This is a genomic window from Streptomyces wedmorensis, assembly GCF_000716445.1.
In the GTDB taxonomy this organism is placed as follows: domain Bacteria; phylum Actinomycetota; class Actinomycetes; order Streptomycetales; family Streptomycetaceae; genus Streptomyces; species Streptomyces wedmorensis.
The window spans coordinates 195,913-208,391 of record NZ_JNWK01000007.1; the positions used below are offsets into that span (position 1 = coordinate 195,913).

13 protein-coding genes are annotated in these 12,479 nt (G+C 72.2%); 6 read left to right on the forward strand and 7 right to left on the reverse strand.

Translation table 11 applies throughout. The features are described 5' to 3' along the window. Positions 1 to 72: 72 nt before the first annotated feature. Both OO54_RS08605 and OO54_RS08610 read right to left on the reverse strand, forming a co-directional pair. Positions 73 to 552: an SRPBCC family protein gene (locus OO54_RS08605; protein ID WP_033202214.1), complete on the reverse strand. Its 480-nt coding sequence runs from the start codon at positions 550 to 552 to the stop codon at positions 73 to 75. 32 nt (positions 553 to 584) lie between these two features. Next, positions 585 to 1,910 carry a type III PLP-dependent enzyme domain-containing protein gene (locus OO54_RS08610; RefSeq protein WP_033202215.1) on the reverse strand — a complete coding sequence of 442 codons (1,326 nt, stop codon included), beginning with the start codon at positions 1,908 to 1,910 and terminating at the stop codon, positions 585 to 587. 105 nt (positions 1,911 to 2,015) lie between these two features. Between OO54_RS08610 and hutU the strand changes: the two genes are divergently transcribed. The 5 genes from hutU to OO54_RS08635 all read left to right on the forward strand — a co-directional run bounded on the left by hutU (position 2,016) and on the right by OO54_RS08635 (position 8,424). Beyond that, positions 2,016 to 3,680, forward strand: a complete 1,665-nt coding sequence (gene hutU, locus OO54_RS08615; protein WP_033202216.1) for a urocanate hydratase — start codon at positions 2,016 to 2,018, stop codon at positions 3,678 to 3,680. An 89-nt stretch (positions 3,681 to 3,769) separates the two neighbouring features. Beyond that, positions 3,770 to 4,966, forward strand: coding sequence for an allantoate amidohydrolase (locus tag OO54_RS08620; protein ID WP_033202285.1), 1,197 nt, complete (start codon positions 3,770 to 3,772; stop codon positions 4,964 to 4,966). Next, positions 4,957 to 6,315, forward strand: a complete 1,359-nt coding sequence (locus OO54_RS08625; protein WP_033202217.1) for a formimidoylglutamate deiminase — start codon at positions 4,957 to 4,959, stop codon at positions 6,313 to 6,315. Before OO54_RS08620 ends, OO54_RS08625 begins: the two co-directional genes overlap by 10 nt. A 26-nt stretch (positions 6,316 to 6,341) precedes the next feature. Continuing rightward, positions 6,342 to 7,589, forward strand: coding sequence for an imidazolonepropionase (gene hutI, locus OO54_RS08630; protein ID WP_033202218.1), 1,248 nt, complete (start codon positions 6,342 to 6,344; stop codon positions 7,587 to 7,589). Between the two features lie 100 nt (positions 7,590 to 7,689). Further along, positions 7,690 to 8,424: a hypothetical protein gene (locus tag OO54_RS08635; RefSeq protein ID WP_033202219.1), complete on the forward strand. Its 735-nt coding sequence runs from the start codon at positions 7,690 to 7,692 to the stop codon at positions 8,422 to 8,424. Between the two features lie 3 nt (positions 8,425 to 8,427). Here the strand turns inward: OO54_RS08635 and OO54_RS08640 are convergent, their stop codons facing one another. The 5 genes from OO54_RS08640 to OO54_RS44955 all read right to left on the reverse strand — a co-directional run bounded on the left by OO54_RS08640 (position 8,428) and on the right by OO54_RS44955 (position 12,047). Beyond that, positions 8,428 to 9,060 (reverse strand): phosphotransferase, encoded by a 633-nt coding sequence (locus OO54_RS08640; RefSeq protein WP_033202220.1) that lies wholly within the window; start codon positions 9,058 to 9,060, stop codon positions 8,428 to 8,430. 207 nt (positions 9,061 to 9,267) lie between these two features. Next, on the reverse strand, positions 9,268 to 9,702 hold the full coding sequence (locus OO54_RS08645; protein WP_157856441.1) for a Cif family virulence factor: 435 nt from the start codon (positions 9,700 to 9,702) through the stop codon (positions 9,268 to 9,270). A gap of 18 nt (positions 9,703 to 9,720) precedes the next feature. After that, positions 9,721 to 10,806, reverse strand: coding sequence for an amidase domain-containing protein (locus OO54_RS08650; RefSeq protein ID WP_157856442.1), 1,086 nt, complete (start codon positions 10,804 to 10,806; stop codon positions 9,721 to 9,723). A gap of 274 nt (positions 10,807 to 11,080) precedes the next feature. Then, entirely contained in the window at positions 11,081 to 11,644 is a 564-nt protein-coding gene (locus OO54_RS47215) for a proprotein convertase P-domain-containing protein (RefSeq protein ID WP_159391571.1), read from the reverse strand. Then, positions 11,589 to 12,047 carry a S8 family serine peptidase gene (locus tag OO54_RS44955; RefSeq protein ID WP_106969990.1) on the reverse strand — a complete coding sequence of 153 codons (459 nt, stop codon included), beginning with the start codon at positions 12,045 to 12,047 and terminating at the stop codon, positions 11,589 to 11,591. The genes OO54_RS47215 and OO54_RS44955 overlap by 56 nt, the downstream gene beginning before the upstream one ends. 53 nt (positions 12,048 to 12,100) lie before the next feature. Here OO54_RS44955 and OO54_RS44960 point away from each other — a divergent pair, with 53 nt between their 5' ends. Next, positions 12,101 to 12,319 (forward strand): hypothetical protein, encoded by a 219-nt coding sequence (locus tag OO54_RS44960; RefSeq protein ID WP_157856444.1) that lies wholly within the window; start codon positions 12,101 to 12,103, stop codon positions 12,317 to 12,319. Positions 12,320 to 12,479 lie beyond the last annotated feature (160 nt).

Consider the following 12,479-nt stretch of genomic DNA (forward strand, 5'->3'; position numbering starts at 1 on the left):
CTCTGTCTGACGGAAATTGATCTGCAGGGCGTCGATCCGGATGGTCGGGTCCGGATGGTCGGGTCCGGACGGTCAGAACCGGGACTCGACGGCGTTCGCGATGTCGGACAGGTCCTTCGCCAGCGCCTTGGCGACCGCCTTCGCGCCGAAGCGGGCGAGCAGCCGGGCGACGGGCCCGGGGGTGCGGCCGCGGGCGGGGCGGGCGGAGAAGGTCATCCGCAGGGTGGTGCCGCCGCTCCCGTCGGACGTCAGGGTGAGCTCGGAGACGTAGTGCATGCCGTGCGAGTCGGCCACCGTGACGTACCGGTCGGGTGCCTCGCACACCGTCACGGTCATCTCCTCCGTGGCCTCCTTGCCCAGCATCCGGCGCGTCTCGCGCCAGCGCGTGCCGACGCCGAACCCGCCCTCGGTGAGCACCTCCACCCGCTCGACGCCCGACAGGACCCGCGGCATGTCCCGGAGGTCGGTGATCGCCTCCCAGACCCGGCCGGGGGAGGCGGCGACCCGGCGCTCGACGACGACGGAGGTGGTGTCCGTACCCGCTGCAGTCATGTCCTCATCGAAACCGGGCCGCCGCACTCCCGCTACCGGACGAGCGCGTCCGCCAGCGCGCCGCCCGCCTCGGCGACGATCTCGTCGGGCGTCTGCGGCTTCCGCACGGTCGTGAACGTCACGGCGCCCCCGTCGTCCACCGTGAAGCCGTGGATCCCGGGCCTGGGCAGGCTGTTGTACGCGTAGTGGTGGGCGAAGTAGTACGCGCCGGTGTCCGGGACGGCCACGATGTCGCCCGGGTGCAGCGGCGGCAGCGCCCGCCCGGTGGCGATCAGGTCCCCGGCGAAGCAGGCCGGGCCGGCCACGTCCTGGACGACGGCCTCGCCCGTGCGGGGGCGGCCCTCGGCGTCGTACGGCAGGACGCGCAGCGGCCAGGAGTCGGGGGCGTAGACCGTGCGGGTGGCGAGCTGTACGCCCGCGTGGGTGACGGCGATGGGCCGGCCGCCGGAGGTCTTCGTGTACTCGACGCGGGCGAGGACCGTGCCGTGCTTGGCGAGCAGGGAGCGGCCGAACTCGGTGACGAGGCGGTAGCGCCCGTCGAAGAGCCCGGGGGCCGTGTCGGCGAGCAGCCGGGCGTACTCCGCGTACGTCGGCGTCTCCTCGTCGGTGGTGAAGTTCACCGGCAGCCCGCCGCCGATGTCGAGGGTGTCGATCTGCTGCCGGCCGGCCGCCCGGTTGATCTCCTCGGCCAGTGCGTACGCCTCGCCGACGCCCTCCGCCATGAGGGCGAGCGGGATGCCCTGGGAGCCGGTGTGGGTGTGCAGCCGGGTCAGCCAGGGCCGCTCCAGGAAGGCCTGGACGACGGTCTTGCGGGCGCCCTCGTCGCGGAGCGCCACGCCGAACTTGGAGGTGGCGGTCGCGGTCGAGAGCGCGTCGATGGAACCGGCTCCGACCTGCGGGTTCACCCGGAGTCCGAGGGGCGAGGCGGTGGGCGCGGAGGCGACGAGCGCGTCGAGCCTGGCCAGCTCCTGGAAGTTGTCGGCGTTGACGGCGATCCCGAGCGCGAGGGCCTGCCGGAGCTCGGCCGGGGTCTTCGCGGGCGAGTCGAGCACGGTGTGGCCGGGCGGGATCCCGGCGGCGCGGGCGAGGGCCAGCTCGCCGGGGCTGGCGACCTCGACGCCGAGCCCCGCCTCGTACAGGAGGCGCAGGACGGGGACGAGCGGGGTGGCCTTCACGGCGAAGGCGTGCAGCACGTGCGCGTCCGTGACGGCGGCGAAAGCGCTGGTCAGGGCGGCGGCGGAGGCGCGGATGCCGGCGGTGTCGAGAAGGGCGACGACCGGTTCGGCGGGGGAGAGGAGTCCTTGGTCGACGGAGGCTCGGACGGCGAGATCTCGGCGGTAGGAGGCCATGCCGCCCATCCTCCTCCCTCCCTTCACCGGTACGGGTGAGCACGGCCCTGTTGACTACAACTATTCAGCAAGTCAGGATGTGAATATCTGAACGACATTCGAGGAGGCACCCCCATGTCAGGACCCCGCCCCGTACGAGCAGCCCGCGGTACGGAACTGAGCGCCCTGGGATGGCAGCAGGAAGCCGCCCTCCGGATGCTCCAGAACAACCTCGACCCCGAGGTCGCCGAGCACCCCGACAAGCTCGTCGTCTACGGCGGCACCGGCAAGGCCGCCCGCGACTGGCGCTCCTTCGACGCCATGGTCCGCACCCTGCGCACCCTCAAGCAGGACGAGACCATGCTCGTCCAGTCCGGCCGCCCCGTCGGCGTCATGCAGACCCACGAGTGGGCCCCCCGCGTCCTCCTCGCCAACTCCAACCTGGTCGGCGACTGGGCGAACTGGGAGGAGTTCCGCCGCCTGGAGCACCTCGGCCTCACCATGTACGGCCAGATGACCGCCGGCTCCTGGATCTACATCGGCACCCAGGGCATCCTCCAGGGCACCTACGAGACCTTCGCCGCCGTCGCCGCGAAGAAGTTCAACGGCACCCTGGCCGGCACGATCACCCTCACCGCCGGCCTCGGCGGCATGGGCGGCGCCCAGCCCCTCGCCGTGACGATGAACGACGGCGTCGCGATCTGCATCGACGTCGACCCGCGCGCCATCGAGCGCCGCATCGAGCACCGCTACCTGGACGTCAAGGCCGACAACCTCGCCCACGCCCTCCAGCTGGCGACCGAGGCCCGCGACGCCCGCCGCCCGCTCTCCATCGGCCTCCTCGGCAACGCCGCCGAGCTGCTCCCTCAGATGCTCGCCGAGGGCGCCCCGATCGACATCGTGACGGACCAGACCTCCGCCCACGACCCGCTCTCCTACCTCCCCGTCGGCGTCGCCTTCGACGACATGGCCGACGCGGCGGCGAAGGACCCGGCCGGCTTCACCCAGCGCTCGCGCGAGTCCATGGCCAAGCACGTCGAGGCCATGGTCGGCTTCATGGACGCCGGCGCCGAGGTCTTCGACTACGGCAACTCGATCCGCGGCGAGGCGCAGCTCGCCGGCTACGACCGTGCCTTCGCCTTCCCCGGCTTCGTCCCCGCCTACATCCGCCCGCTGTTCTGCGAGGGCAAGGGCCCGTTCCGCTGGGCCGCCCTCTCCGGCGAGGCCTCGGACATCCACAAGACGGACAAGGCGATCCTCGACCTCTTCCCGGAGAACGAGTCCCTGCACCGCTGGATCAAGATGGCCGGCGAGCGCGTCCACTTCCAGGGCCTGCCCGCCCGCATCTGCTGGCTCGGCCAGGGCGAGCGCGACAAGGCCGGCGACATGTTCAACGACATGGTCGGCAACGGCACGCTCGCCGCACCCCTCGCGATCGGGCGCGACCACCTCGACTGCGGCTCCGTGGCCTCCCCGTACCGCGAGACCGAGGCCATGCTCGACGGCTCCGACGCCATCGCCGACTGGCCGCTGCTCAACGCCATGGTGAACGTCGCCTCCGGCGCCTCCTGGGTCTCCATCCACCACGGCGGCGGCGTCGGCATGGGCCGCTCCATCCACGCCGGCCAGGTCTCGGTCGCCGACGGCACCAAGCTCGCCGGCGAGAAGATCCGCCGCGTCCTGACCAACGACCCCGGCATGGGCGTCATCCGCCACGTCGACGCGGGCTACGACATCGCCGAGCGCGTCGCCGACGAGAAGGGCGTCCGCGTCCCGATGCGCGAGGGTGACTCCGCGTGACCTCGTCCCACGACGCCGCCGAGGCGCCCCGCTCCGCCGGGGCCGCCTCGGCGGCGGCCGGGCGGACCGACTCCCCGTCGTTCCACGCGATGTGGCGCAGCCTCGCCCCCATCGGCCGCAACGCGGCCACCGGCGGCTACCGCCGCCACGCCTGGACCCAGGCCGACGCCGACTGCCGCCTCTGGTTCCGCATGCAGGCCGAGGCCCGCCGCCTCGACGTCGAGACCGACCGCAACGGCAACCAGTGGGCCTGGCTCGGCGACCCCACGGCCGGCGACGCCGTCGTCACCGGCTCCCACCTGGACTCCGTCCCCGACGGCGGCGCCTTCGACGGCCCCCTCGGCGTCGTCTCCTCCTTCGCCGCCCTCGACGAACTCCGCTCCCGCGGCGTCTCGTTCAAGCGCCCCCTCGCCATCGTCAACTTCGGCGACGAGGAAGGCGCCCGCTTCGGCCTCGCCTGCGTCGGCTCCCGCCTCACCGCCGGCCGGCTGACGAAGGAACAGGCGTACGAGCTCCGCGACGCCGACGGGATCTCCCTCCCGCAGGCCATGGAGGCGGCCGGACACGACCCCTCGGCGATCGGACCGGACCCCGAGCGGCTCGCCCGCATCGGCGCCTTCGTCGAGCTGCACGTCGAACAGGGCCGGGCCCTCGACCTCTCCGGGGACTCCGTCGGCATCGCCTCCGCCATCTGGCCGCACGGCCGCTGGCGGTACGACTTCGCCGGCGAGGCCAACCACGCCGGCACCACCCGGCTCGTCGACCGACGCGACCCCATGCTCACCTACGCGGAGACGGTCCTCGCCGCCCGCCGCGAGGCCGAAGTCGCGGGCGCCGTCGCCACCTTCGGCAAGATCGCGGTCGAGCCGAACGGCGTCAACGCCATCCCGTCGATGGTCCGCGGCTGGCTCGACGCCCGCGCCGCCGACCAGGGCTCCCTCGACAAGGTCGTCACCGGCATCGAGGCGGAGGCCCGCGCCTACGCCGAACGCCACGGCATCGACCTCACCGTCGTCCGGGAGTCCTTCACCCCCGTCGTGGACTTCTCGCACACCCTGCGCGACGAGCTCTCCCGGATCCTGGGCGCCTCGGGAACGGTGCCGGTCCTCGGCACCGGCGCGGGACACGACGCGGGCATCCTGTCCGAGTCGATCCCGACCGCCATGATGTTCGTACGGAACCCCACCGGCGTCTCGCACTCCCCGGCCGAATTCGCGGCCGAGGACGACTGTGTGGCCGGTGTCCTCGCACTCGCCGACGTACTGGAGGAGCTGGCGTGCCGCTGACGACGTACTGGCTGGAACACGCCTGGCTCGACACCCACGTCGAGCCGGGGGTGGTCCTGACCGTGTCCGGCGGCGACGCCGGCTCCTCGGAAGGCCGCATCGAGGCCGTGCGCACGGGGGTGGCGACCCCGCCCCCCGGCGCGGTCGCGCTCCACGGCCTCACGATCCCGGGCCTCTCCAACGCCCACTCGCACGCCTTCCACCGTGCCCTGCGCGGCACCGTCCAGGTCGGCTCCGGCACGTTCTGGACCTGGCGCGAGGTCATGTACACCGTCGCCCAGCGCCTCACCCCCGACAGCTACTTCGCGCTCGCCCGCGCCGTGTACGCGGAGATGGCGCTCGCCGGCATCACCTCCGTCGGCGAGTTCCACTACCTCCACCACGCGCCCGGCGGCACGCCGTACGCCGACCCCAACGCCATGGGCGAGGCCCTGATCGCCGCCGCCGCCGAGGCGGGCATCCGCATCACCCTCCTCGACACCGCCTACCTCTCCTCCGGCTTCGGCGCCGCGCCCGAGCAGCACCAGCTCCGCTTCACCGACGGCACGGCGGACGCCTGGGCCGAGCGCGTCACGCAGCTGAAGGAACGGGACGGCGTACGGATCGGAGCGGCGATCCACTCCGTACGGGCGGTCCCGGCGGACCAGCTCGCCACCGTGGCCCGATGGGCGCAGGACAGGGAGGCCCCCCTCCACGTCCACCTGTCGGAGCAGACCGCCGAGAACGACGCCTGCCTCGCGGCGCACGGCCTCACCCCGACCCAGCTCCTCGCCGAGCACGGCGTCCTCGGCCCCCGGACGACGGGCGTCCACAACACCCACCTGACGGACGGCGACATCGGCCTCCTCGGCTCCTCGACCACCGGCACCTGCATGTGCCCGACGACCGAACGCGACCTCGCGGACGGCATCGGCCCGGCGGTCGCCCTCCAGCGCGCCGGCTCACCGCTCTCCCTGGGCAGCGACAGCCACGCGGTCATCGACCTCCTGGAGGAGGCGCGGGCCATGGAGCTGAACGAGCGCCTGCGCACCCGCACCCGCGGTCACTGGACGGCGGCTGCGCTCCTGCGCGCGGCCACGGCCGACGGCCACGCGGCCCTCGGCTGGCCGGACGCGGGCACCCTGGAGGCCGGCGCCCTCGCCGACTTCACGACGATCGCCCTGGACACGGTCAGGACAGCGGGACCGGTACCGCGTCTGGCAGCCGAGACGGCGGTATTCGCCGCGTCGGCCGCGGACGTCCGTCACACGGTCGTGGCCGGCCGTCACGTCGTACGGGACGGGGTCCACCACTCCGTACCGGACGTGGGCGCCGCCCTCGCGGACTCGATCGCCGCCCTGCGCGGCTGAAACGGCTGAAGGAGACACCCCTCACCATGAACACCGGCCCCGCGGCGACGAACAACCCGGCGGCGAGCTCCGCCCCCACGAGCGCGAACAGCGCCGTGGCGACGGCCGCCACCGCCATCGTCAACATCGCCAGTCTCGTCACCAACGATCCCTCCCTCGGTGATGGCAGTGCCCTGGGTCTGATCCAGGACGCGGCCGTCGTCATCGAGGGCGACCGTGTCGTCTGGGTCGGTGAATCAAGCAGAACACCCGCCACTGACAACAGGGTCGACGCCGCCGGCCGGGCCGTCCTCCCCGGCTTCGTCGACTCCCACTCCCACCTCGTCTTCGCGGGCGACCGCACCGCCGAGTTCAACGCCCGCATGTCCGGGCAGGCGTACGCGGCGGGCGGCATCCGCACGACGGTCGCCGCGACGAGGGCCGCCTCCGACGCGGACCTCTCCGCGAACGTGGCCCGCTTCATGCGGGAAGCACTCCGCCAGGGCACGACCACCTTCGAGACGAAGTCCGGCTACGGCCTGACGGTCGAGGACGAGGCCCGCGCCCTGCGGATCGCGGCCGAGCACACCGACGAGGTGACCTACCTCGGCGCGCACATCGTCTCCCCGGACTACGCGGACGACCCGGCGGCCTACGTGGAGCTGGTGACGGGCGAGATGCTCGACGCCTGCGCCCCGTACGCCCGTTGGGTCGACGTCTTCTGCGAGAAGGGCGCCTTCGACGGCGACCAGGCCCGCGCGATCCTCACCGCCGGCAAGGCGAAGGGCCTGCACCCCCGGGTGCACGCCAACCAGCTGACGTACGGCCCCGGCGTGCAGCTGGCGGTGGAGCTGGACGCGGCGAGCGCGGACCACTGCACGCACCTGACGGACGCGGACGTGGACGCACTGGCGAACGGGTCGACGGTCGCGACTCTCCTCCCCGGCGCCGAGTTCTCCACCCGCGCCGAGTGGCCGAACGCCCGCCGCCTCCTGGACGCGGGCGTGACCGTCGCCCTCTCCACGGACTGCAACCCGGGCTCGTCCTTCACGTCCTCCGTCCCCTTCTGCGTCGCCCTCGCGGTACGGGACATGGGCATGACCCCCGACGAGGCCGTCTGGTCCGCCACGGCCGGCGGTGCCGCCGCCCTCCGCCGCACGGACGTCGGCCGCCTGACGGCCGGCAGCCGGGCCGACCTGACCTTCCTGGACGCCCCGTCCCACGTCCACCTGGCGTACCGCCCGGGTGTCCCGCTGGTGACGGAGGTCTGGCGCGCGGGCGTCCGCGTGTCCTGACGCATAGGTAGAACCGTTGGTCAGCCCTCCAGTTGATCACGGGTTCTGTTGAGTACCGGTACTCATGTGGGCGGTCGGCGCCCGCCCGCATGATTCCCGCATGAGAACACGCACCCGGTTCGTGAAGATCGTCATGGTGGCCGCGCTCGGCGGCATGGCCCTGTCCGCCTGCGGTACCGAGGGCTCCGCGGGCAAGCCCCCCGCCAAGGCGTCGGCCATCGCCGCCACCGCCCCGGCGAAGCCGAAGCCGACCCCGGCGCGGTCGCTCCCCTCGGACGAACTGGCGACCAACGCCGACCCGGAGGCGCGGTTCATGGCGCTGTTCATGCGCGTCCTGGACGGCTGCGTCCCGGGCGGTCTGCCCCAGCCGCCCGCCGTCCCGGAGGCGGAGGAGGAGCCGACCCGGGGCGCCGGAGCACCTCCGACTCCTTCGGATGCGGACCTCCCCGTGTCGCCGCTCCCCCCGGAGCCGGTCCCGACCAGGGCCGGACCCGTCGACGAGGTGCCCCTGACCGCCAGCGACAAGTGCGCCGGTGACGCGCACGCCCAGCGCATCCGTGCGGCGTTCGACGGCGCGGGCCCGGCCGACCAGATGGACCTGCGGAAGGAGCTGGCGGCCCTGGACTACCCGCCGACGCGCATCCACCCCATGCCCGACCACGGGGGCTCGCCCCGGGCCCGGATCGACCTCCGCTTCATGGGCAACAACCTGGTCCTGGAGGTCACCGGCACCGGCCGCGGGGTCGTCGTCGAAGCCTTCGGGGCGCCGGAGACGGAGGACGTGGACATCACCAAGGTGAAGCGGAAGCCCGCCCTGGACGCCCCCACGGCCTGACCGTCAGACGGCCGCCAGGGACCGCACGAGCGACTCCGCCTCACCCAGAGCCGCCACCTCCCCGTCCGTCAGGTTCGGGTCCGCCGCCCGGCGCCTGCGGGCCGTCGCGAGGTGAGGGAGGAGCGGCGTGCGGGTGGCCGCGAGGAGCGCGGTGAGGCCCGCGCGGGCTCCGGGGGCGTACGGGGCGGGGGAGACCGCCACCTCCGCGAGGATCAGCGCGGACATGGCGCAGTCCAGACCGGGCGGGCCCTCCTCGGCGGTCTGCCAGTCGATGACGACGGGACCCGCGGAGGCCGTGAGCACCACGTTCCCCGGGTGCAGGTCCAGATGCAGGAGGCGGGAGCCCGGCAGGCCGTGCAGGCGGGTGAGGAGCTCCGCTATCAGTTCGCCCGCCGGTTCCGGCTCATACGTACCGTCCAGGAGCGCTTCCAGGAGCGACGGTCCGGCGAGGCGCTCCATCACCAGGTCGGGCCCCTCGGCGCGTATCACCGCCGGAACCGGATAGCCGTGGTCCGCCAGCCGTGTCATCACCCCCGCCTCCCGCGTCGCGTCGTCGCCGTCCCGGTACCGCCGCAGCACCCGAGCCTCGTCGAGCGCGTAGACGTCCGCGGTCCTGCCCTGCCCGATGATCTTCAACTACCCTGCCCCATCCGCCTCTTGTCCACCTTCGCCGCCACGTGGCCGCTGCTTCGCGGTGCGGCCACGGAACGGCTGAGTATGCCTGGCGAGGATGGGGAACAACGAGGTCCCAGGTCCGCCGCAGGCCCACCTTCTGAAGCCCCTGGGGGGCGGGGCCTGCTGCGTTCCCGGGACCTGTCCAGCACTCGCACCGGATCGCGGACGCTAGTCCGGCGACTCCGTGGCCGCCGGGCTGACGCCGGGCTTTCCGGCACCGGGAGCGTGGCCGAGGACCACGACCCAGGTGCCGTCGTGACGGAACATCGGCACGTAGGTGGCGAAGGGCTTGCCGGCCTGGTCCGTGGCGACCACATGGGCGCTCGCCACGTCGGCACCGAACTCGTGCGACACCTTGACGCTGTCGATCTCCAGCCCCTTGCCGCCGTCGGCGGCAACGGCCTTGCGGGCGTCCGCCTCGACCTCTTCGTAGCCCGGGGGCCCCAGCGTCGCGAGCGCCTCCACATCACGACTGTTCAGCGCCTGAACATAGGCCTCGGCGGTCTGCCGTTCCGTACGGCCCTGGGGAGCGGGCTCCTGAGTGCATCCCACCAGCAGCGCACAGGCGAAGACGGCCAGCATGTGAGACTTTCGCAATGTCATGCGTCCCTCATCAATCGATCAGGTCCGGTGGGCGTACCACCAGGCACGGGGGTACTGCGCCACGATCGTGCTGAGCTTCTTGTTGTGCGTACTGGGCGTGTGGTATGTGAGGTAGGTCTCGTTCGACGTCCGGCTCGTGACGATCATGCTGTGGTCGATGATGCCGTCGCGCTTCCAGTCGGCCTGCAGGACGTCGGCCTTGCCCATGTGCCACACGTTGCTGAGCATCCTGGTGCGCTTGGAGTGCTTGTTCGCGAACCAGTACCAGTTCTCGGCGCCGGCCCAGGTGTAGCTGGTGGTCCATGTGAAGCTGCCGTAGAACCACTTGTTGTTGTCCTTGCGGCTCATCGCACTGCCCGACGTCGCCCCCCACCCGCCGGCGCGCATCGCCTGCGAGATGAAGTTCGTGCAGTCGTTTCCGTAGACGCGGTAGTCGGAGTTCCCCCGCTTCCAGTGCCTGTCCGCGTACGACGCCATGCTGCCGTAGTTGTAGCCGCTGGTCGGGTCCGGCTCCTCAGTCGGCGGGTCGAGGCCGTCGTTCACCGTCCCTGCGGCCGCCGCCTTGTCGCCCTCGGGCTCGGAGTCGGGGGCCGGCACGTCGACCGGCTGGGTGAGCTGGGTCGTCGGGGCGGGCCCGGTCCAGTCGACCCGTGCCTGGTCGTTCGTGAGGTCCCAGGTCCCGTCGACCGCCTTCGTGTAGGTCAGCGTGTGCGGGAGCGAGTACTCCTCGTAGGCCGGCTCGCCGGGCTGCGGGTCCGGGTAGTGGAGCTTGGTGTCCTCGGTCACCTCTACGGTCGCGGTGTTGCCGCTGACCGTCGCCTGGTCGACCAGGAGGTCGACCTCCGCGCTGCTGTAGCCCCCGTTGACGCCTTCGAGCACACGGCCCTGTTCTGCCAGGGCGGCGAAGTCGGCCTCCAGCAATTCCGCCAGGTCGGGCGAGACGTCCGCCGGCGTGCTGGGCGGGAGCTCGGCGCTGAGGGCCGTGACCGCCTCGGCCCGCTTCTGGAGGTACGCCTCGGCGATGCCGGCGAACTGGGCCGTGTCCTCGGCCGAAGCCGGCGTGCCCGGCTCGTCCGCCTGGGCGGTGGGAGCTGTCGCGCCCACCACGGCAAAGGCCAGTAGAGCGGCGGAGACGGTTCTCCATACCTGCGCGTTCCCACGCAAAGTTGCCCCCCCCGATTCTTCGTGATCACGAACTGTTCTATGGGGGCCTCACCCCCTGTACAGGCCCGTAGGGCGCACTGACCGGCTCACGCGGGCCAATGGCGGGATGAAGGTCGGGAACCCGGGATTCCACCCCCGAGTGCCCGGTACCCCTCCCGCCCTTCGGGCCATAGGGGGCGCGCTCGACGAGCGCGCCCCCTATGACCCGATGCCGTCAGAGCGTCAGCATCCAGCCGCTGATCGATCCACTGTTCCCTTGCGCGGTGTCCTTGGCCCGAAGCTTCCAGGTGCCCTTCGGCAAAGAGGCGCGCGCGTCCACGACGTAGTTCTCGTGGATCGTGTCGCCGGAATCCTTGGCCGCCGCTGCCCGCAGGGGGTACACGCGGCCGTCGGGGGCGATCAGGTCCAGCTGGAGATCGCCGCGCCATGAGTGGTGGATGTCGACATAGACCCGCGTCGCCTGCGGGGCGTTGCCCGTGCGCGCGCTGCCGACGACCACCGGAGACTCGGCGGTGCCCAGATCGGGAATCTGCGTTTCCGTCCAGTTGTCGAACCACGGGAAGCGAAGGTCCCAGCCGCTGATCGAGCCGCCTGTGCCGATCGAGGTGACACGGAGCTTCCAGGTGCCGTTCGACTGCTCGCTGCTCGCGTCCACCTGGTACAACTCGTGGATCTCCGCGGTCCCGTCGCCCCGGGCCTGCTGGAGGGGGTAGACGGAACCGTCAGGGGCGACGAGGTCGATGTTCAGATCGCCGGGCCCAGTGCGGTGGACATCCACGTACACCTGCAGGGAGGACGGCGCGAGCCTGTTCTGATCGACTGCGGGCGTCGGTGAAGCACGCGCTGGTCCAGCGGCCGCTGCCCAGACTCATGTTCGCCGCGACGATGTCGGTTCCGGCCCGCTTCAGTGCGAGTACCTTCTCCAGCGCCTTGACCTGGGAGCTGGTGAAGCTGAGCACGCACGGGCTCTTGCCGACGCCTCCGCAGCGGTCGTCGGAGGTGAACTTGGAGAAGACCTGGATGGCGAGGACGTCCGCGTCGGGGGCGACGCCGCGCTTGGGGGCACCGTCGACGCCGATTCCGTCTCCGGCGACGATCCCGGCGACGTGGGTTCCGTGGGAGCAGACGGCGCCCATGGTGGCGCACGGGCCTGTCTCGACGTCCGCGCTGCCGGGGCCCACCTGCTCCCCGGTGCCGTCGGGGGCACAGACTGGTGGAGCCGACGCTCGCGTCGGTGACCGAGAAGCACGCCTCACCCGTGACGCGACCCGAGAGGAACGGGTGGTCGACGGCGACGCCGGTGTCGAGGACGGCGACCGTTGTGCCGGCGCCGGTCTTCCCGGCCGCGAAGGTCCCGGCGCTGCCTATCGTGAGGGCGGATTCGTCCAGGGTGGGTGCGACCGGTACGTCCTCGGAGACGCTGACGACGTTCGGATCGGTGTTCAGCTGCTGAAGGCCCGCCTCGTCCACGCGGAGGGTGACGAAGGGCAGTGAGTCGTAGGAGACGAGTGTCTCGCCTGCCTCGGAGGCGGAGTCCAAGGCCGCGCGGTTGCGGGTGACGACGTTGACACGGACGGTGCCGCCGTCCGCGGTCGTGTCGAGCAGAGGCGGGT